18 protein-coding genes are annotated in these 18,951 nt (G+C 57.8%); 16 read left to right on the top strand and 2 right to left on the bottom strand.

Annotated features, from left to right (window positions below):
• Window positions 1–234 precede the first annotated feature (234 nt).
• Window positions 235–1,296, bottom strand: coding sequence for a GlxA family transcriptional regulator (locus GDN47_RS30935; protein ID WP_210386785.1), 1,062 nt, complete (start codon window positions 1,294–1,296; stop codon window positions 235–237).
• A gap of 146 nt (window positions 1,297–1,442) precedes the next feature.
• On the opposite strand from GDN47_RS30935, the gene GDN47_RS30930 reads away from it, so the two are divergent.
• The 15 genes from GDN47_RS30930 to GDN47_RS30860 all read left to right on the top strand — a co-directional run bounded on the left by GDN47_RS30930 (window position 1,443) and on the right by GDN47_RS30860 (window position 17,779).
• Window positions 1,443–2,213, top strand: coding sequence for an alpha/beta fold hydrolase (locus tag GDN47_RS30930; protein WP_152094961.1), 771 nt, complete (start codon window positions 1,443–1,445; stop codon window positions 2,211–2,213).
• Window positions 2,214–2,253: 40 nt separating this feature from the next.
• Complete coding sequence (locus GDN47_RS30925; protein ID WP_152094960.1) at window positions 2,254–2,883, top strand: FMN-dependent NADH-azoreductase; 630 nt, start codon at window positions 2,254–2,256, stop codon at window positions 2,881–2,883.
• 21 nt (window positions 2,884–2,904) lie between these two features.
• Window positions 2,905–3,213, top strand: a complete 309-nt coding sequence (locus GDN47_RS30920; protein ID WP_152094959.1) for a YciI family protein — start codon at window positions 2,905–2,907, stop codon at window positions 3,211–3,213.
• Window positions 3,214–3,643: 430 nt separating this feature from the next.
• Complete coding sequence (locus tag GDN47_RS30915) at window positions 3,644–5,107, top strand: sugar ABC transporter ATP-binding protein (RefSeq protein WP_152094958.1); 1,464 nt, start codon at window positions 3,644–3,646, stop codon at window positions 5,105–5,107.
• A 17-nt stretch (window positions 5,108–5,124) separates the two neighbouring features.
• Window positions 5,125–6,096, top strand: coding sequence for an ABC transporter permease (locus GDN47_RS30910; protein WP_152094974.1), 972 nt, complete (start codon window positions 5,125–5,127; stop codon window positions 6,094–6,096).
• Window positions 6,097–6,130: 34 nt separating this feature from the next.
• Window positions 6,131–7,090, top strand: a complete 960-nt coding sequence (locus GDN47_RS30905) for a substrate-binding domain-containing protein (protein ID WP_152094957.1) — start codon at window positions 6,131–6,133, stop codon at window positions 7,088–7,090.
• A 75-nt stretch (window positions 7,091–7,165) separates the two neighbouring features.
• On the top strand, window positions 7,166–8,059 hold the full coding sequence (locus GDN47_RS30900) for an amidohydrolase family protein (protein ID WP_152094956.1): 894 nt from the start codon (window positions 7,166–7,168) through the stop codon (window positions 8,057–8,059).
• 107 nt (window positions 8,060–8,166) lie between these two features.
• Window positions 8,167–9,153 carry a LysR family transcriptional regulator gene (locus tag GDN47_RS30895; RefSeq protein ID WP_152094955.1) on the top strand — a complete coding sequence of 329 codons (987 nt, stop codon included), beginning with the start codon at window positions 8,167–8,169 and terminating at the stop codon, window positions 9,151–9,153.
• Window positions 9,154–9,265: 112 nt separating this feature from the next.
• Complete coding sequence (locus tag GDN47_RS30890) at window positions 9,266–10,120, top strand: transketolase (protein ID WP_152094954.1); 855 nt, start codon at window positions 9,266–9,268, stop codon at window positions 10,118–10,120.
• Window positions 10,117–11,151, top strand: a complete 1,035-nt coding sequence (locus tag GDN47_RS30885; RefSeq protein WP_152094953.1) for a transketolase family protein — start codon at window positions 10,117–10,119, stop codon at window positions 11,149–11,151. Before GDN47_RS30890 ends, GDN47_RS30885 begins: the two co-directional genes overlap by 4 nt.
• A 45-nt stretch (window positions 11,152–11,196) precedes the next feature.
• On the top strand, window positions 11,197–11,949 hold the full coding sequence (locus tag GDN47_RS30880; RefSeq protein ID WP_152094952.1) for an SDR family NAD(P)-dependent oxidoreductase: 753 nt from the start codon (window positions 11,197–11,199) through the stop codon (window positions 11,947–11,949).
• A gap of 255 nt (window positions 11,950–12,204) precedes the next feature.
• A complete protein-coding gene (locus GDN47_RS30875) occupies window positions 12,205–13,224 on the top strand; it encodes a TRAP transporter substrate-binding protein (RefSeq protein ID WP_233790210.1) in 1,020 nt (339 codons plus the stop codon).
• Window positions 13,225–13,490: 266 nt separating this feature from the next.
• Window positions 13,491–15,374 carry a TRAP transporter large permease gene (locus tag GDN47_RS30870; protein WP_152094950.1) on the top strand — a complete coding sequence of 628 codons (1,884 nt, stop codon included), beginning with the start codon at window positions 13,491–13,493 and terminating at the stop codon, window positions 15,372–15,374.
• 429 nt (window positions 15,375–15,803) lie between these two features.
• Window positions 15,804–16,301, top strand: coding sequence for a hypothetical protein (locus GDN47_RS30865; protein WP_152094949.1), 498 nt, complete (start codon window positions 15,804–15,806; stop codon window positions 16,299–16,301).
• A gap of 827 nt (window positions 16,302–17,128) precedes the next feature.
• On the top strand, window positions 17,129–17,779 hold the full coding sequence (locus GDN47_RS30860; protein ID WP_152094948.1) for a DUF1629 domain-containing protein: 651 nt from the start codon (window positions 17,129–17,131) through the stop codon (window positions 17,777–17,779).
• Window positions 17,780–17,925: 146 nt separating this feature from the next.
• Here the strand turns inward: GDN47_RS30860 and GDN47_RS30855 are convergent, their stop codons facing one another.
• The gene (locus tag GDN47_RS30855) at window positions 17,926–18,144 is read right to left on the bottom strand and encodes a helix-turn-helix domain-containing protein (protein WP_371865541.1); all 219 of its coding nucleotides are present in this window, start codon (window positions 18,142–18,144) and stop codon (window positions 17,926–17,928) included.
• A gap of 278 nt (window positions 18,145–18,422) precedes the next feature.
• Here GDN47_RS30855 and GDN47_RS30850 point away from each other — a divergent pair, with 278 nt between their 5' ends.
• The gene (locus tag GDN47_RS30850; protein ID WP_233790208.1) at window positions 18,423–18,776 is read left to right on the top strand and encodes a hypothetical protein; all 354 of its coding nucleotides are present in this window, start codon (window positions 18,423–18,425) and stop codon (window positions 18,774–18,776) included.
• Window positions 18,777–18,951: the final 175 nt, after the last annotated feature.

Raw genomic sequence — 18,951 nt, 5'->3', positions numbered from 1 at the left:
GGTGATCTGTTTTGAGCTATACCTGCCTTGACTCGGAATCACGGCTTAGAGATTCTGTTTTAGCTGCAGGCGCAAAGGTTTAGCGCTGGAACAATCGTACCGTCAGTTCGCACCCCTTCAAGAGCTGAGCCTCCATTCAAATCGTTCGAGCCAAGAGATTTCCAAGCATCGGCGATTGCCGCGTCAACAGCATTGCGAAGGAATGGCATTCAAGACGCGGCGGTAAACGCGCCCTCAAACGGTATTCTCCGGTTGCTTAAGGCGTTCGTGTGACCAGCGTCGATAGTCCGCCGGCGTCATACCGCTCAGTTGGGTGAACGCTCGCCGGAACGCGGTTTCGTCGGTATACCCGCTTTGCATGGCCACTTGCTTGATGCTCGACCCGGGCGTTTCCAGGAGGACACAGGCCGTCTCAATCCGCACTCGAGTGATGAAACTTTTCGGTGACTCGTCGGTCAGGTCCTTCAGCCGTCTGTGAAGCGTCCGCGTACTGAGCTTCAGCTCGCTCGCCAGGGCTTCGGCGGTCAAGCCCGGGCCGGCGCCCCGAATGATCTGCTCGGCCCTGAGAAGTAATGGATCAGCCGCGTTGACGAAGCCCCGCGGTGCGTAGACCATTTGCGGCATCGGCGAATTATCAGCAACTGACACGTCCGCCGCTAGTTTAGCGATATCGGCACCCGCGATGCGTTTGATCACATGCAGAGCCAAATCGATCCACGACAACGGGCCGCCCGTTGTGATGATGTTGTCCTGCTCTTCTATTGCTGTGCCCCAGATCGGCCTCGCCTTGGGAAACCGGCGCTTGAACGCGTTGTGTAGCCACCATGTCGTTGTGCATCGTTTGCCATCGAGCAGCCCTGCCTCGCCAAGGACGAAGGTCCCCGCGCACGCCCCGCCGATCAACACCCCAAGTCGGTGTTGCGCGCGCAGCCAGTTCGCCGCATGCCTGATCGTGTCAGAGGCTGGCGGCAGACCGTTCGTCCCCAAGGCCATGCCCGCGACAAGGATGACATCGCAATGCCCTACATCGGCGAAGGCGCCATCGACGGAGATGCTTCGCCCCTGCGCCGTCGGCAAGTTTGCCCCGTCGGCACTGACGATGATGGTTTCGAACAATGGCCGTGTCCGTACTGACGCTTGGGGCAACGTACCTTCCGGTGGCGCCCGCAGAGCCTGATTGGTGATCCAGAACAGATCGGTGAGGCCGGCGATTGCGGAGAGAAGGCTTCCGTCTACAGCGATCACGGCGACACGCACTATGCCATCAGCGGGAGTCTCGGTTGGCGAGTTTTGCATCAATAGTGTCCAGTTTGCCACGTTATAGCCGCGACCAACGCCGCGTACAATTACCTCAATAATTATCGAGGTGGTTCGAGATGAAATTTTTCCGTTTCCGAGAGGGCACTAAAACGGCTCATCAGTTCGAGAGAGCTCGGTCTAGTATGCGGCCACTGCGCCGCTTCGCCGCCCTTGCCGGCGTCACTGTCGCGATCGCCAGCGCGTCGACCGAAGCCGCACCAGCCCCGGTCGCCGTGCGAAACATCGTCCTGGTCCACGGCGCCTTTGCCGATGGGTCAAGCTGGGTCTCCGTCATCGAGCGGCTTCAGGCCCGCGGCTACCATGTGACCGCCGTCCAGAATCCCTTGACCTCGCTTGCCGATGACGTCGCCGCTACCAACCGGGTGCTGCGCCGCCAGACTGGCGACGTTCTCCTCGTCGGCCATTCCTGGGCTGGTGCCGTAATCACCGAGGCAGGCAATGCCTCCAACGTGAAAGGCCTTGTCTATCTCTCGGCACTCGTTCCGGATAGCGGAGAGTCTGTCGCCGACTTGCTCACGCGTCTCAATGCGCCGATGTCGGGTATGACACCTGATTCCGAGGGCCTAATCTGGCTGGACGACGCGGCAGCCTATCGGCAGGTCATGGCAGCCGACGTGCCGGCAGAGAAGGCCGCCGAACTGGCGGCGATCCAGCAACCAATCGCGGCGGCAGCTTTCGGCGCCAAAGTCGGTCATGCCGCTTGGCAGGACAAGCCGAGCTGGTACCTACGCACCGAAAACGACAACGCCCTGCCGCCCGCCGTTCAACAGACGATGGCGCAGCAGATCAAAGCTCAAATCACGTCTATCCCGTCGAGCCACATGTCGCTCGTCTCCCATCCCGACGCTGTCGTCGATCTGATCGATCGCGCGGCACGGCAAGCCGGACAGTGACCGGCGCCACCCCTTAGAATCACATAGAACCGAGGTTAAAATGAAGATCCTCCACATCGACTCCAGTATCTCCGGCGACAACTCGATCACCCGCGAGCTGACTGCCGCCGTTGTCGCGAATATTGTCGTCGCCGACCCGAGCACCGAGATCACCTATCGCGACCTGGTTGCTGACCCTGTCGCCCACCTGGACGGGGCTATTGCCGCAGGCTTCCGGCCGCTTGGCATAAGCACATTCGATGACGCCACCCAACGAGAGCACGAAATCTCCGACCAGCTCGTGACGGAGTTTCTCGGTAGCGACACCGTGATCATCGGCGCACCGATGTATAATTTCTCAGTGTCCACCCAGCTCAAGGCTTGGCTCGACCGCATCGCCCAGCCTGGCAAGACCTTCAAGTACACCGCGACCGGGCCGGTCGGTCTCGCCGGTGGTAAGCGCGTCATCGTCGTCTCGGCCAGAGGCGGCTTCTACATCGAGGGCCCGATGGCACGTCTGGATTTCCAAGAGAGCTATCTGAAAGGCTTCTTCGGTTTCCTTGGCATTGACGACGTTCGTTTCGTCCGCGTCGAGGGTGTCTCGCGCGGCGAGGAAATTCGCCAGAAGGGCATCACCGCTGCCCGCGCTGCCATCACAGACGTGCTCGCCGACATTCGGGCGGTCGCCTAAGATCTCACAGGAGCTCACATCGTGCTATTCGCCATCAAACTGCGCTATATCCGTCCGAGCGAAGAAATTCAGGCGCATCTCGATGCTCATAAGGCCTGGCTCGTCAAATATACACAGGCTGGCATCATTCTCTTCGCGGGCCCCGCGCCACAAGGCAACGCCGGCTTCGTTCTGGCTCACGCCGACGACCTGGCCGTCATTCAGAGCATGATCGCCGAGGACCCGTTCGATATTCATCAATTGGTGACGTTCGAGATCGACGCCTGCGATCCCGCATTGCGCGCAGCAGAGTTTCCGGCTCGCTGGGCTGGATCTGCAAAGCCAATCTAGGGCGAATGAATTTACACCGCAATCTGTGAAAGCTCTGTGCGGACGGCGCATACGGGCATTGGTGGGTGGAAAACCCTTGGGCGCGAGCCTATCGATGACACGCTTCCTCACGTATCACACAGCTTGAGGCCCGTCCGGCCTCAAGCCACTTCGTTTATGCTTCGGTGTGCCGCCGCTTGCTTTATTGTAAGCAATAAAAACCTCCGCCTGAGGCGGATGTAAGTCCGCCCACAATGGCGACAGAGATGCACGCCATTACTGGCTACAAGTCCTCACTTTGTTAGCTCATCTTAACATCTCTTTAACTTAAGTAAATTTTCGGCGCATCCGGCCTTCTCTAGAGTCTGCAGTCGGGAGGAGTTGGTTATGATGTTGGAATTTCGGCGAACGGATTGCTTCAGGAGCACGCCTGTTATTCGGGGGCGCGCCCATGTCATCGCCTGATGTAGAACTCATTTCCGTGCGGAATCTCCATAAAAGCTTTGGCGCGACGAAGGTTCTTCGAGGTCTGAATTTCACGGTCCGCGCCGGGCAGGTTCACGCACTACTTGGCGGCAACGGCGCCGGCAAAAGCACCATGATCCGCGTCATCACCGGCGGCGTGCGCAAGGACGAAGGTGAGATCAGCTATTCTTCCCGTCACGGTTCGGAACCGAAAATTGCCGTCGTGCACCAGGAATTGGCCCTTCTGCCGGATCTCTCCGTCGCAGAGAACATTGCCCTTGTTCATGCTTCTTCCGCCGGCACTCTGGTGCGATCGAAACGTCAGGCTGAAATCGGCCATGCGGCGCTTTCGCTCATCGATTCCCATCTTGCCGGACATGCATTGCATCGCAAGGCATCCGAGCTGTCCATGCACGAGGGCCAGATCGTAGAGATCGCGCGGGCACTGTCGACAGGGGCGGAAGTGCTGCTCCTCGACGAACCGACCGCCAACCTGACTGCCGGTGAAACCGAGCGCCTCTTTGTTGTTTTGCGCCGCTTGGTTCTAGAAAAGAACATCGGCATCGTTTTCGTTTCGCACCGGATGAAGGAAATCCGGCAGCTCTGCGATGAGTGTACAATCATCCGCGATGGCCTGACCGTAGTTGATGCCGCACCGCTTTCAACGCTGAGCGACAACGAAATTGTTCGTTACATGGGTCAACCAGCGTACCGTGACGCCCCGCGGAGCAAGCGCGACCTGAAGACGACCGAAGACAGCATCACGCTCAAGGGTCCGAACGGCGATGTCGCCATCCGCAAGGGGCAGATCCTCGGGCTTGCGGGAGCACCAGCCGGACCCTCGCAGGTGATCGCGCTGCTCAACGGAACAGGTCGAACGAGCGGATGGAAGATGGCGGCTGAAGGCTGGCCCGAACGTCCTTCCTCGCCCCGACAGGCTTTGGAACTCGGAATCGGCTATGTTTCCGGCGATCGGCGCACCAAAGGGGTGCTGGCGCAACTGCCTATCGTTGATAACGTCCTAGCGTCTCGACGCATCCGTGAAGGACGATATCTGGTCCGCGGCACCGAACGCGCCGAATGCCTCGATCTGGTCCAGCGCCTGAAGCTGAAGGCGGGGTCCATCTGGGACCTGCCGGGTACACTTTCGGGCGGCAACCAGCAGAAACTCCTCGTCGCCCGCTGGCTGTCCTTGCCGCTTAAACTGGTCGTCTTCGAAGAGCCGACGCGCGGTGTCGATATCGGTACCAAGCGCGACATCTACGAACTCATCCGCGGTATGGCGGAGCAGGGAACGACCGTCGTCTGGTGGTCGACTGAAAATATCGAACTCTTCGAACTCTGCGACGAAATCCTGGCCTTCGATACCGAAGGTCACGCCAAAGGCCTTTTGCCGTCCGACCAGTTCAATGAGGACGCATTGGCAAACCTCACGGGGATGGCCGCATGAACACGAAAGCACACACAATGAATTCCAAAGATAACAATGCGCCCGGCCCCCGCATGCCGTCTCTTTTCTCGGTCTACCGGTCGGAACTGGCGATTGCGGCCGCCTGTGTGGCGCTGCTTGTCGGGGTCGGCCTCTTCGTGCCTGCCGCATTGTCTTCGGGTAACTTTGCCAACATCCTGCAGGCATCGGCCCCGCTCGTCATCATGTCGCTCGGCGTGCTGGTTGTTATCATTACCGGTGGCATCGACCTTTCGGTCGGGTCGATTTTCTCGCTGACTGGCATGGTGACGGCGTTGGCGATGGCAAGCGGCTTCGACGATGTAACGGCGAGCCTTGCCGGACTTTCGGTGGGCATCATCTTCGGCGCGATCAATGGGTTCCTCATCACGCTGGTCGGCCTCGCACCCTTTGTCGTGACGCTAATCACCTATGCGGTCGCGGCCTCGCTCGCCTTCATCGTCACCAATGGGCGTTCGCTAGGCGTCAATTCGCCGGATTACTGGCTGCTGAACAGCGGCGAGATGATCCCTGGCCTGCCGAATTTCGTGCTGTTCTGCCTGATCTTCACGGTTGTTCTAGAATTCGTGCTGCGCAAGGTCACGGCCGGCCGCTGGTTCTATTCCATCGGCAGTTCGCCCATGGCGGCCTATCTGCTCGGCATTCCGGTCAAGCGCACGCGCTTTGCGGCCTATGTGATCTCCGGAACGATGGCGTCTTTTGCCGGCCTGTTGACGGTCAGCTACATTTTGAATGCGGAAGCAACGGCCGGTGCGTCACTGATGCTGCAGGCCATTGCCGCCGTCGTGATTGGGGGTGCTAGCCTCGCTGGCGGTACCGGATCGGCGATTGGTGCCGTTCTTGGCGCGCTGATGATCACCATCATCCAGAATGGCGTGAACCTCATCGGCATCAACAGTTTTTGGCAGGGGTCGGTCACGGGACTGGCAATCCTCGTGGCCGTTCTCATCGACAGGTTTATTCGTCGATGAAATTTCATTGATATTGCTAAAGGAGGAGGAAAAGATGAAAAAAATCAAGATAATGATGGCATTGGCTGCCGGCATGCTGATTGCACAGGGTGCCCATGCCGCCGATAAGAAGTTCACGGTGGCATATATCGCCCCGTCGCTCGACATCGATTACTGGCAATGGGTTGCCCATGGCGTTCAGCAAAAGGCCAAGGGGCTCGGCATGGACTATGTCGAATACACGTCGGAAAATTCGCCAGCCAAGCAGATGGACAATGTCAGGGTAGCCGTGACCCGAGGTGTGAACGCCGTCGTCATCGGGCCGGTCAGCTCGACGTCGACGCCGCCGCTTTTGAGCTTCCTGGCACAGCAGAAGATCCCGGTTGCGTTCGCGGGCATCGGCCCGCAGCCGGGTCAGACGAATTTCACGTCGTCGGTCACGGCCAACAACTATGAAACCGGCCTCGCCCAGGGGAAGTATACCTGCGAACTCGCCAAGGAGCGCGGAGGCAAGGAAGTCGGGATGCTGTCGCTGCCGCAGGATCGTGAGAACGCCCAGAAGTACCTGAAGGGCGCGAAGGAAGCTTTTGAGGCCAATGGGTGCGAACTTGTTCAAATGCTGGAAACTAAAGGTCTGACGATCAACGAAGCCGTCACGCAGGCGAACGACCTGCTGACCGCACATCCGAACGTCAAGGCGATCTATGGCATGTATGATCAGGCCGGCAGCGGTGCCGCGAAGGCTTTGGCGACCCGTGGCCTCACCGGCAAGGTCGGCGTCACCGTTGCCGATGGTAGCCCGACCACAATCCAACTTCTGAAGGATGGCGCCATCCAGGGAATCTTCTTCCAAGAAGCGGTTGGCCAGGGCATCGATGCCACGCAGCAGGTCTACAACGCGCTTACCGGCGCGCCGACCACCCAGAACATGGCGCTCGTCATGCCGCTGGTGAAGGCTGCCGACATCGACTCGGATGCCGCTAAGAAGGTTATCGCACGCGTCTTCCCGCAGTGATCAACTGGCCGGAGACGGAACATCCTGTCTCCGGCCGTTAGGTCTCAATTGCGAACTCATGTGATCGGTTTTTCAATGAACGATATTCCGCTGATCGACCCCCACCACCACCTGTGGGACATCACTAACAACTATTATCCCTGGCTGAATGACGGTGCCAAGCCTTCAGCTTTTGGCGATTACTCCGCGATCATCTCTGATTACCTTATCGAGGATTTTCTGGAGGATGCGAAGAACCAGAATCTTGTGAAGTCAGTCCATCTCGACGTCGGTTACGATCCAATGGACCCCGTTGGAGAGACGCGCTGGCTACAAGGCGTTGCCGACCGTTGCGGCTTTCCGCACGGCATCGTCGGATACGCCGATTTCCGCAAGTCGGACGTGGCGGATCTTCTCGATGAGCATATGCAATACAAGAATTTCCGCGGCATTCGCCAGTCGATGAATTACCATACGGATCCGGCGAAGACCTATCTCGACCGGCCCGAAGTCAGCCGTACGCCGGAATGGCGGCGAGGTTTCAAGGAACTCGTCAAGCGCAACCTCTCCTTTGATCTCCAGCTCTATTACTGGCAGATGGAAGAGTTCTACGAACTAGCCAGGGATTTTCCCGATACGCAGATCATCCTGAACCATACCGGCATGCAGGTCGATGGGCCCGAGCACTTCGATGGCTGGCGCGCCGCCATGAAGACGCTGGCTCAGGCAGAAAACGTCGCGTGCAAGATTTCCGGCCTCGGCATGGGCAACTTTACCTGGACCACCGAATCCATCCGTCCCTATGTGGAATCCGCCATCGAGATATTCGGTATCGATCGCTGCATGTTCGCGTCCAACTTCCCGGTGGATAAGCTGTTCTCCTCCTACGATGCGATCTTCAGCGCGTTCAAGCAGATCACGGCAGCCTATCCCCATGCGGACCGCGTGAAGCTGTTCCATGACAACGTCGAGAAATTTTACCGGATCTGAACTGACTCATCTCCTTACCTCACGCATTTCAGCGTGACCTCTGGCGGAGCGTCCTTTTCTGCGAGAGCGGCCATGGATCGCCCCACTCCAATCAGCTAAGCTGGCGTATGCGCGATCTCAATCTCAAAGCTACGGAATATTTCGAAGCTGTCGCTCGGCTGGGCAGCGTCACGAAGGCCTCGGAAGAACTGGGTATTTCGCCCTCCGCCGTCAGCCAGCAATTGTCGCTTCTCGAAGGGCAACTGGGGGTGAAGTTGTTCCGGCGCGAGAAGCGCCGCCTTGTTCTGACGCTTGACGGCGACCGTCTGTTCCAGACGACGACGCAGGCCTTCGGAGCCATCCGCAACGCGCGCTCTGCCATTTCTTTCCAGCGCACTCGTCGAAATTTCGTAATCCGTGTCAGTCCGAGCTTTGGCGTGCGCTGGCTTGGACCGCGGGTTGGAGCCTTCGCGGCGGAGAACGAAGATTGGAACATGCGCATCGACGCGACGCCCGATTTTTCAGCATTCGAGACCGAAAACGTCGATGTCGATCTGCGCTATGGCTTGGGAACCTGGAGCGGCGTTTCCGTTACGCCGCTGATGCATGACCTTGTTCTTCCGCTCTGCAGCCCGGCCTATCTGGAGCGACTCAAGGAGATTGACCCCGATCCCCAACGCCAGCTCGCCAAGGCCCGCCTCATCGACAGTGTCAAGATGCTATACCGCTGGGACCTGTGGCTGGCCTTCAACAAGATCAGTATCCCGAATATCAACTATCCCTTGCGTTTCGACCGCTCGTCCATGTCGATCGAGATGGCCAAGCAGGGCGGTGGCATCGCGCTCGACAGCGTCACGCTTTGCCTCGGCGAGCTGGAACGCGGTGAACTCGTCCCCTTTTCCGTCGATTTCGATGTGATCGATTTCCCGGCCTATTGGTTCGTTTGCCCGTCGAGGCATCTCAGCCGAAGGATTGTGTTGCGGTTTTTCGATTGGTTGACCTCTGCGTGCAAGAGCCACGACGATGCTGCCCGCGCCCATCTGGAAGCATTAGGTTGCCGATTCCGCCTGAGCTCACCCACCGACCTGATCGACGTCAAGCCTTGGGGCCTGTGATACTGGAATCCCGCTGATGTTAAGGTTGGCTTCAAAGGTCTTTCACGTTTCTTAAAATCAATCCTCCGCGGTCGCTGCTATCTTCAGCTGCATAGATAGCCGGGAGGAGACTATGAATTTGACAAGCGGCTCCGTGGCCCGTTCGAACGTGTCGCTGGAACTCAGGGGATGGAATATTCGCCGCAAGGCCCTTTTAATGGGTCAGGTGCAGGGGCAGGGCTATATAGGTCAAGCCTTGGGTGTCGCGGATGTTCTCGCCGCTTCCTATTTCCACGCTCTTGAATACCGTCCGGAAGATCCGGAATGGGAAGGCCGTGACCGCTTCCTCCTCTCTATAGGCCACTACGCGATTGCGCTCTACGCCGTGCTGATGGAAGCCGGCATCCTACCAGAAGACGAGCTCGAGACTTATGGCATGGACGACAGTCGCATGCCCATGTCGGGCATGGCATCCTACACGCCGGGCATGGAAATCACCGGCGGTTCGCTCGGTCACGGACTGGGCATCGCCGTGGGCATGGCCATGGGTCTGAAGCGCAAGAACAACAAGGCGCTCGTCTACAACCTGATGTCGGACGGTGAACTGGGCGAAGGATCGACCTGGGAAGCGGCCATGTCCGGCGCCCATCACAAGCTCGACAATCTGATCTGCCTCGTAGATTTCAACAACCAGCAGGCCGACGGCAAGTCGACCGAAATGCTCTGCTCCGAGCCGCTGACCGAGAAGTGGGAAGCCTTCGGTTGGCATGCGCAACGCGTCAACGGCAATGATCTTGCCGCCGTCGTCGCCGCCTTCGATGCGGCCCGTGCGGTCAAGGAGGCCAAGCCGCGCGTCATCATCTTCGACACCACCATGTGCAAGGGCGTGCCTTTCCTGGAGAGCCGTGAAATCACTCACTTCGTTCGCGTTGAAGCGGACGAATGGGACAAGGCGCTCGCTGTTCTGGAAGAAGGAAAGCCCACATGACTCTCGCATCGATGGCTCGTAAATACGAAGCCCGCAAGGTTCCGGAGGGCGAGCGCCAGGCAACCTCGGCCATGATCGCCTCGCTTGCCGCAGAAGGCTACGATACCGTTTCAGCCCCCTTCGGCAATGCTTTGATCGAGGCTGCCAGGAAAGACGAACGTATCGTCGGCCTCACGGCTGACCTCGGCAAATACACCGACCTGCATGTCTTTGCCAACGCGATGCCGGATCGTTTCTACCAGATGGGCATGGCGGAACAGGTTTTGATGTCGGCCGCCGCTGGTCTTGCCCGAGAAGGCTTCCTGCCTTTTGCGACGACGTATGCTGTCTTCGCCTCCCGCCGCGCCTATGACTTTGTCGCCATGGCGATCGCGGAAGAAAACCTGCCGGTAAAGATCGCCTGTGCCCTGCCGGGCCTGACGACCGGCTACGGTCCGAGCCATCAGGCAACGGAAGATCTCGCCATCTTCCGCGGCCTGCCCAACATGACGATCATCGACCCCTGCGATGCCGATGATATTTTCGGCATGGTTCCCGAGATGTGCGCCCTTCAGGGGCCGGTTTACGCGCGGCTGCTTCGCGGCAAGGTTCCATCCGTACTCAAGAAGCACAAGCCGGACTACAAGTTCCAGCTTGGCAAGGCGCAGACGATCCGGGAAGGAAGAGACGTCCTTGTCATTTCAACCGGCTTGATGACCATGCGCGCGCTCGATGCCGCCGAGAAGCTCGCTGAAGACAAGGTTGATGTCGCGGTTCTGCACTGCCCGACGATCAAGCCGCTCGACCTTGAAACCATCGCCGCCGAAGCTTCCAAGGGCGGCCGGCTGGTCGTCACCGCCGAGAACCACACGGTCATGGGCGGCCTCGGCGAGGCCGTTGCCGCTGGTCTGTTGTCGCGCGGCATCGCCCCGCGCTTCCGCATGATCGGACTTCCGGACCAGTTCCTGGAGGCAGGCGCACTGCCAACCCTGCACGAGATGTACGGCATTTCAGTCGGCAAGGTCATCGAACAAATCAAGGGCTGGCTCTGAGGAGCGCCCCATCATCCAAAGCAATAGCGGGGAGGAGCAAGGCATATGGGCCTTCTGAAGGGAAAATTTGCGATCGTAACGGGTGCGGCTTCGGCGCGCGGGCTTGGCAAAGCAACGGCGAAGCTGTTTTCCGAACATGGTGCAACGCTGGCCATCCTCGATTTGGATGCGGATGCCGCCAAGGTTGCCGCAGCCGACCTGGGGCCGAGCCACGTCGGTCTCGCTTGCGATGTGACAGATAAGGCGGCGTGCAATTCGGCCGTCACCGAACTTGTGAAGCGGTGGGGTCGCGTCGATATCCTCGTCAACAATGCCGGCATCACTCAGCCGCTGAAGATCATGGAGATCGGTCCGGCCAATTACGACGCCGTTCTCGACGTCAACCTACGCGGCACGCTATACATGACCCAGGCTGTGATCCCGGCTATGCGCGATCAGAAGTCTGGCTCGATCGTTAACCTAAGTTCGGTTTCGGCACAGCGCGGGGGTGGCATATTTGGCGGTCCTCACTATTCCGCAGCCAAGGCCGGCGTGCTTGGTCTGACCAAGGCGATCGCCCGCGAACTGGCGCCGTCTAACATCCGGGTCAACGCGATCTGCCCTGGCTTTATCGCAACGGACATTACGGCGGGCAAGCTGACACCGGACATGCTCGAGAAGATCGTGGAGGGCATTCCGATGGGGCGTCCGGGTGAGGCTTCCGATGTTGCCGGCTGCGCCCTGTTCCTAGCCTCGGATCTTTCGGCCTATTGCACGGGAACGGAGGTCGACGTGAACGGTGGCTCTCTAATCCACTAAACCAATCATCTGGCGGGCTGTTTCGCCGGCTGGGGTCGAGGCCGCGTCATTCCGTCGAAAACAAGCCTAGAGGCGGCCGGTTCAGGACGGGATAGAATCCGAACGGCCGTCGCGGGTCCCTGCATTTTCGAAATCTGATGGTGGGAAGGATCCGCATTCCGTGGACCGACGGCTAGCGGTTAGTCCATGCCAAAGAAGGCGAGCGTGATGCTCGACCGAGAAAGCGATCCGTTACGGGTTATGAGGAGGAAAACCATGAAACGCGACTATTCTATCAATCGACGCACATTTGTCACAGGTGCGCTCAGCCTGCCGCTCGTCACCGCTCTGAAGCGCCCAGCGTCAGCGGCCGAATTCAACCTCAAATACGCTACCGGCCAAGACCCGACACATCCGGTCAACAAGCGCGCGCAAGAAGCGATCGATCGCATTCGCGAAGTAACCTCCGGCCGCGTCGACATCAAGCTCTATCCGGCAAACCAGCTGGGCTCCGATACTGATCTGCTCGCGCAAGTCCGTAACGGCTCGGTCGATTTTTTCAACCTTTCCTCGATGGTCTTAGCCACCTTCGTGCCCGTCTGCGGCATCACCAGCCTTGGCTTCGCCTTCAAGGGCTATGACCAGGTCTGGGCCGCCATGGACGGTGATCTCGGTGCGCATCTCGCAAAGCAAATCGAAAAGACGCCGATCTTCGCCGTGTCGCGCATCTGGGACAACGGCTTCCGTCAGATCACCTCGTCAACCAAGGAAATCACCTCCCCGGCGGACCTGAAGGGCTTCAGGCTGCGCGTTCCGCCGGCCCCGTCGCTGACATCGCTGTTCAAGGCTCTGGAAGCAGCGCCTTCGCCGATCAACTTCAATGAACTTTACTCGGCGCTGCAGACCAAGGTCGTCGAAGGTCAGGAAAACCCGCTGGCGATCATCTCCACGGCCCGCCTCTACGAAGTGCAGAAGAGCATCAGCCTGACCAATCACGTCTGGGACGGCTACTGGGTTCTCGCCAACAAGGCTTCCTTCGCCAGGCTTCCGACGGATGTTCAGGACATAATCTCCAAGGAGATCGACAAGTCAGGCCTGGAACAGCGCAAGGATATTGCGACCCTCAGCGAGAGCCTCAAGGCTGACCTTAAGGGCAAGGGCATCAACCTGATCGACGTCAAGCAGGATGAGTTCCGCGCTAGTTTGAGGACGACGACCTTCTACGCCGATTGGAAGAAGAAGTACGGCGACGAAGCATGGAGCATGCTGGAAAAGATCTCCGGCAAGCTCGGTTGAACCCCCGCCGTTTGAAAGGGCTGAAGACAAGATGCCCGGCCCTCCAGGACCGGGTGTCGGTCGGGATTGGACATGAGGAATAGCCAGTCCCGCCGAATTTATCGGTATTCGGCCAGCTTGCCTTGTATTCATACCCGTCGCGCGGCTGTTTGGGTTTGATGCATAAAGGGCGATCGCTTAACCCGCGCTAACCGCGATGATTGGCAAGGCACCTGGCCGGCCGAAACAGCTGCGCGACCGAAGGTAATCAGAGGGAGGGAGCCAAGATGTCACAAGAGCATCACCGGGAAATCGAGGTCGACTATGCACTGCCGACACATGCTTCCGCGAAGATCGCCGCGGTCGTTGAGAAATTTCTGATCCGCCTCGTCAATGTACCTGCAGCCTTGCTTGTCATCGCCGAAGTCGGTGTCCTGATGATGGGCGTCATCTGGCGTTACGTTCTCCACGAGCCGCTGATCTGGTCGGACGAACTGGCCGGCATCCTGTTTCTCTGGCTTGCCATGCTGGGATCCGTCATTTCGATGCAGCGCGGCGAACACATGCGAATGACCGCCATCGTCGGCGCGCTGCAACCGAAATGGAGATCGTTCATCGATCTCATCGCGATCGCCGCAGCGCTCGCGTTTCTCATCATGACGATTGGCCCGGCCTATCACTTCGCCGCGGAGGAAATCTGGGTGACGACGCCCGCCCTGGAGATCCCCAATACGTGGCGAGCAGCAGCCCTCCCGGTCGGAATATTTCTGATGCTGCTCGTCTCTGTACTTCGCCTGCTGCGGACCGGCGGACTGCGCGAGGTTGCGCTTGCGATCCTTGCAATCGCCGTCATCGTGGGCGTCATGACCGCCATTGGAGGCTATTTGTCGCCTCTAGGTAATTGGAATCTGCTGCTGTTCTTCGTTCTTGGCGTAGGTAGCCTCGTCTTCCTCGGCGTGCCGATCGCCTTCTCCTTCGGTCTGGCGACATTCGGCTACATCGCGCTTACCACGACGACGCCGACAATGGTCGTGATCGGACGCATGGATGAGGGAATGAGCCATATTATTCTACTTGCCGTACCGCTCTTCGTGCTGCTCGGCCTGCTGATCGAAATGACCGGCATGGCGCGCGCCATGGTCGGCTTCCTCGCCAATCTCCTCGGCCATGTACGGGGCGGTCTCTCCTACGTGCTGATCGGCGCGATGTATCTGGTGTCGGGCATTTCCGGCTCCAAGGCTGCCGACATGGCCGCCGTCGCCCCTGCGCTCTTCCCAGAAATGCGCAAGCGCGGAGCCAAGCCCGGCGATCTCGTGGCGCTGCTGTCCGCCACTGGCGCGCAGACGGAAACAATCCCGCCGTCGATCGTCCTCATCACGATCGGCTCGGTCACGGGCGTTTCCATCGCGGCGCTGTTCACCGGCGGCATGCTGCCAGGCGTGATCCTCGGTCTGACGCTCGCCGCCGTCGTCTGGTGGCGCTATCGTAACGAAGACCTCTCTGGCGTCACACGCGCCAGCAAGAGCGAAATCGCCAAGAGCTTCGTCGTGGCACTTCCCGCCATCGCACAGCCCTTCCTGATCCGCGCGGCGGTCATCGAGGGGGTGGCAACAGCCACGGAAGTTTCGACCATCGGCATTGCTTACACGGTGCTGGCCGGCCTGTTGATTTATCGCCGTTTCGATTGGTCGCGCATCTTTCCAATTCTGGTCGATACCGCAGCCCTGTCGGGAGCGATCCTGCTGATCATCGGCGCGGCGACCGCGATGGCCTGGGCACTCACGCAGTCTGGCTTCTCCACGGAACTTGCCATATTCATGAAGGGCCTGCCCGGTGGGACGACGACGTTTCTCGCTGTCTCTGTCGTCGCCTTCATTATCCTTGGTTCCGTTCTGGAAGGCATTCCCGCGATCGTGCTCTTCGGGCCGCTGCTATTCCCGATCGCACGGGAGGTTGGCATACATGAAGTGCATTATTCGATGGTCGTCATTTTGGCGATGGGCATGGGCCTGTTCGCGCCCCCCTTCGGCGTCGGCTACTATGCGGCCTGTGCAATCAGCCGCATCAAGCCCGATGAAGGCATGAAGCCGATTGTCGGCTACATGATCGCCCTGCTGGTCGGTCTCATGGTCGTTGCCGCCATTCCGTGGATTTCGATCGGATTTCTCTGATCGCACGGTTCTTCCTCAATTTCTGCGGTTAACGGGGTGTTAGCGCTTCGTGATCGTAGATCCCCTAAGGGCAACCTTGGGAACGATGCGCTGAAAGATGTCGTGGTCGAACGTGATCAATGTTCAGTCCCGATCGAGCGAACCCGCATGCCAGATTGCCACCGATCTTCTAATAATTTCAACCGCACAGGATGTCATAAGACGGGCCCAGGGTTCCCATTCCATCAAGAGCAAACATCTCTTGCCTGATATTGGACACACCAGCTGGAATAGGTACGGTGGATTTCGTCTCGAGGCATACTGCTCGGCCCGTGTTTCCCTAACGGGATCTAAACTTATGCGGATAATTTCAAATCACAGATGCAACCCATTTTGCACTTTCACCTGATACCGTGACTCAAATTCGAGTTAGGAAGTTGGGGCGACGCAATGAAGTGGGTACTTTTCGGAGTTTCAATCGGGGCTATCGTACTGATAGCCAAAACCGCGTTGGCGGCTTGGATGTTTCAATCGAGTGAGAGTGCATTCGATGATGGGAATACTGCTATTGCGGCTACGGTGGGGGATGTTGGCGGGATCGGTTTGAAGTGCCAAGCAAAAGAGCTTTCCGTCATTTATATGGTGGAGGGCACCGACCTCACTCAGGAGGCCGTGAATACAGGCAACCCATTGCATATGTTCAAACTTAAATTGCGGATTGATAAGGGCGAAATACTCACGCTGGATGCTTTTGCGCAGGTCCCGAAGTCCGGGACACTCATATTAGCCGCTCCCTTGGAAGGGTCGCAGGCCGCGTCAATTCGCGATGCTAAAAATAAAATCGCGATCGCATTTTCGATGGGAGAACAGAATTTCTATGAGCAATCGGTTGCTGCGGCGGGTTCATCATCTGCGATCCGAAAGGTAATGTCTCAATGCGGGGTATAGCCAATTGAGCGCTTTTTAGTATGCCAAAAGATTTGAGTCAGAATCATAAAACAGGCGAACATCATGCAGTATAGAACCGTTGAAAGTATAGCGTTTACGGTTGATGCAATTGTCCAATCTCCAGCGGTCGGGGAGTATATGATTGGAATTACCGGTCGGCCGAGCGCCCATCGAAAGCGAGAATACGCCCGCCTTCGTGGTTACGAGCATCTTGTAGTGCTCGCCGATAATCTTGCCGCAGAAGACGCGCGTGAGTTGGAGGAGCATCTGCAGGGGTACATCTCTGAAGTCAAGAGACTTGGTGTTTATCGCAAATATGAAAGAAGCCGGAGAGATGGACCCTATTATCCAAATTGTGGAGATCGCGATCGGATTTTCTCCGTATACATGGCTTGGCAAGAGAGGAAGAGATAACGCCCCTCTACCTCCATCATCGGAAGATACTCGCTGTAGCTCTTCCAAGCTGTGCTGAAGGCTTTGGGAGGAGCGACGGATTAATATTCATGGTAATGACCCGTTGCCGAATGAATGTCTGTGCTAGTCAGTTCGTCCTCGCCCAATCTGTCGAAGCAAATGCGCCAAAACATGAGTTGGCTGGGTAGCAACAGCCAGCGCTCACCACGCAATTGAGAAGAAAACCGTGAGCGGGACCTAGCGCCCGCATGAACGCGAGCGATGCTGTCGGACGAAGGTGCCGCCTATTCTCGCTGCAGCTCCGGCGAACACGATGGTAAGCCATACCGCGGTTACTTCTGGAGAAGATCGACCATCTCTCAATTTCGGTTGCGCAATCTCCACCAGAAGAAGGCAAGACTAAAGGAAAATCGATGACTGACAGCAAATCTAAGTCGGGTCGCTCTCTTAAGAAGTTTCGAACCTTCTATGTGTTTGGGCCGGATGTTACCGGGGGAGGACCCGGTCACGGGTTGATCTTCGAAAACGAAGATAAGCTGCGAACCCCACCGAGACTTATCGTTCGGCCCCGAGATGGTGGCTTTCCAGCTTTATCGGAAAAGCCGCGGATCGTCTTTGATCGAAAGCGTGGTAAGCCACCTCGTGATTTAGAGGGCGGCATGAGCGGCTATTGGTTCGTCTCGGAGCGGCTTAAGCAAGTACTGGAAAAGGCTGATCCAGAAGGCTTTTCCTTTGTCGAATGCGACTACATTCTTCCAGATGGATCAATAGGACCAGCTCACTTCCTTTGCGATGTCACTCGCAGCATTGATGCGCTCGATGTCGCCAATTCCAAGATCAAGATCAAAACCTACAAAGAAGCTCCGGGTGTTGAATACTATAGCATTGGGGAGGTGACAGGCCGTCCAGAGCTGCGGTTTCACGAGGAGGTCGTAGGCTCAGCACATGTCTTCATTCAACCACGGCTAGGTGCGAATCCCATTTGTGATTCGGCAATACGCGACGCATGCAAGGCACTCGATGGTTTAACCGGCGTCCGCTTTCGTCAGGCAGACAAGCTTTAAATGGTATTGATTTGTGTCACGCGTCCACCGGTTTTGCATTTCGCCGTGACCCTATAACGATATCGACATAGCAAATTTATCGATGGGTTCGTCGCGACTAAATAGATCAACGTCCAATGAAATACGGGTTGGAGCGCTGATAAATATCAGCCACGCGAAGACTTCCTCCCGCTCTTCAGCGGCTTCATTGTGACGAGATCGTCGGCCACCGGAACGAAGAACTCCGAAATATCGCAAGCCAGCGCTTCAGCAATCTTCTCCAGCGTCGTAACCGTCGGGTTCTTATTGCCGCGCTCGAGATAGCCGACATAGGCGCGCTCGACATTGGCCTCAAGCGCGAGGTTGTCCTGCGAGATCCCCCGCATAACCCGTATTCGCCTGAGATTCAGTGCCACTCGCTGCCGTGCATCCATGGCGGAAACACAACATTTGACAGGTCATAAAACCACGTATTATAGAACCATGAAAGGCGATAGTGAACGAACCGCAGGTAGCGGTTTAGTGCCAGGAATCTGAAGAGTAACGCTCACGCTGCATTTCCTAATGTTCGATGCCTCGGAGCGGCATGGTATCCGGAACCAGATCGGCATTTCCTTGTTCTAAGAAACCGTCAAACGAGGTGAGGCTGCAGGAGGTATATGACGTGGTTTCCGACGAAACGGCCGACTTGCTGATGGCCTTGCTCTATTCCGTTAGAATAATCGTCGAGAGCGGCGTGCAAGGGAAGCGGCAGATCGCAAAAGCCTATCGGGAGGCACGCGCGCTCGTGGCGACGATTGATCGCGACCGCGGATCAGCTCGCCCACGGATTGAAGCATGCCTCAAGCATTTCAACATGCACAAGAACGTCGACGATCAAGCTGCGGCTGGCTGGATGCTGGCCGCGATCCAAGAGCGGGTAAGCGAACGGAATCTCTACGGTTGGCGTAGGCTCGCCGAGATCGTCGATGCGGCGGTGCAAGAACTCCTCTTGTCCGAACACTTGCCCGTCCATTGAGCTGCCGAAACGGTGCTCTCTTGCGCGCTTCGCAAAAGTTGGACAGGATTTCCGGTAAATCCCGGACAGCAGTTTCACTAAAGTCCGGACAGTCTGAAGAGGTTGGTCCTCGGCAGCCTGGTTTCTATCAGGGCTGATTGATTTCGCCGTTTTCGGCCCCCGTCAAGAGGGGTGC

Source organism: Martinezella dioscoreae (assembly GCF_009176305.1).
Lineage (GTDB): Bacteria > Pseudomonadota > Alphaproteobacteria > Rhizobiales > Rhizobiaceae > Rhizobium > Rhizobium dioscoreae.
The sequence above is the reverse complement of the archived record's forward strand: the minus strand, read 5'-3'. Positions and strand labels throughout refer to the sequence as shown.

Coding starts and splice junctions, on each gene's coding strand:
- GDN47_RS30895 (WP_152094955.1), top strand. CDS start 8,167: ATGCGCGATCTCAATCTCAAAGCTACGGAATATTTCGAAGCTGTCGCT.
- GDN47_RS30885 (WP_152094953.1), top strand. CDS start 10,117: ATGACTCTCGCATCGATGGCTCGTAAATACGAAGCCCGCAAGGTTCCG.
- GDN47_RS30930 (WP_152094961.1), top strand. CDS start 1,443: ATGCGGCCACTGCGCCGCTTCGCCGCCCTTGCCGGCGTCACTGTCGCG.
- GDN47_RS30875 (WP_233790210.1), top strand. CDS start 12,205: ATGAAACGCGACTATTCTATCAATCGACGCACATTTGTCACAGGTGCG.
- GDN47_RS30860 (WP_152094948.1), top strand. CDS start 17,129: ATGACTGACAGCAAATCTAAGTCGGGTCGCTCTCTTAAGAAGTTTCGA.
- GDN47_RS30880 (WP_152094952.1), top strand. CDS start 11,197: ATGGGCCTTCTGAAGGGAAAATTTGCGATCGTAACGGGTGCGGCTTCG.
- GDN47_RS30935 (WP_210386785.1), bottom strand. CDS start 1,296: ATGCAAAACTCGCCAACCGAGACTCCCGCTGATGGCATAGTGCGTGTC.
- GDN47_RS30865 (WP_152094949.1), top strand. CDS start 15,804: ATGAAGTGGGTACTTTTCGGAGTTTCAATCGGGGCTATCGTACTGATA.
- GDN47_RS30890 (WP_152094954.1), top strand. CDS start 9,266: ATGAATTTGACAAGCGGCTCCGTGGCCCGTTCGAACGTGTCGCTGGAA.
- GDN47_RS30855 (WP_371865541.1), bottom strand. CDS start 18,144: ATGCGGGGGATCTCGCAGGACAACCTCGCGCTTGAGGCCAATGTCGAG.
- GDN47_RS30915 (WP_152094958.1), top strand. CDS start 3,644: ATGTCATCGCCTGATGTAGAACTCATTTCCGTGCGGAATCTCCATAAA.
- GDN47_RS30910 (WP_152094974.1), top strand. CDS start 5,125: ATGAATTCCAAAGATAACAATGCGCCCGGCCCCCGCATGCCGTCTCTT.
- GDN47_RS30900 (WP_152094956.1), top strand. CDS start 7,166: ATGAACGATATTCCGCTGATCGACCCCCACCACCACCTGTGGGACATC.
- GDN47_RS30925 (WP_152094960.1), top strand. CDS start 2,254: ATGAAGATCCTCCACATCGACTCCAGTATCTCCGGCGACAACTCGATC.
- GDN47_RS30870 (WP_152094950.1), top strand. CDS start 13,491: ATGTCACAAGAGCATCACCGGGAAATCGAGGTCGACTATGCACTGCCG.
- GDN47_RS30905 (WP_152094957.1), top strand. CDS start 6,131: ATGAAAAAAATCAAGATAATGATGGCATTGGCTGCCGGCATGCTGATT.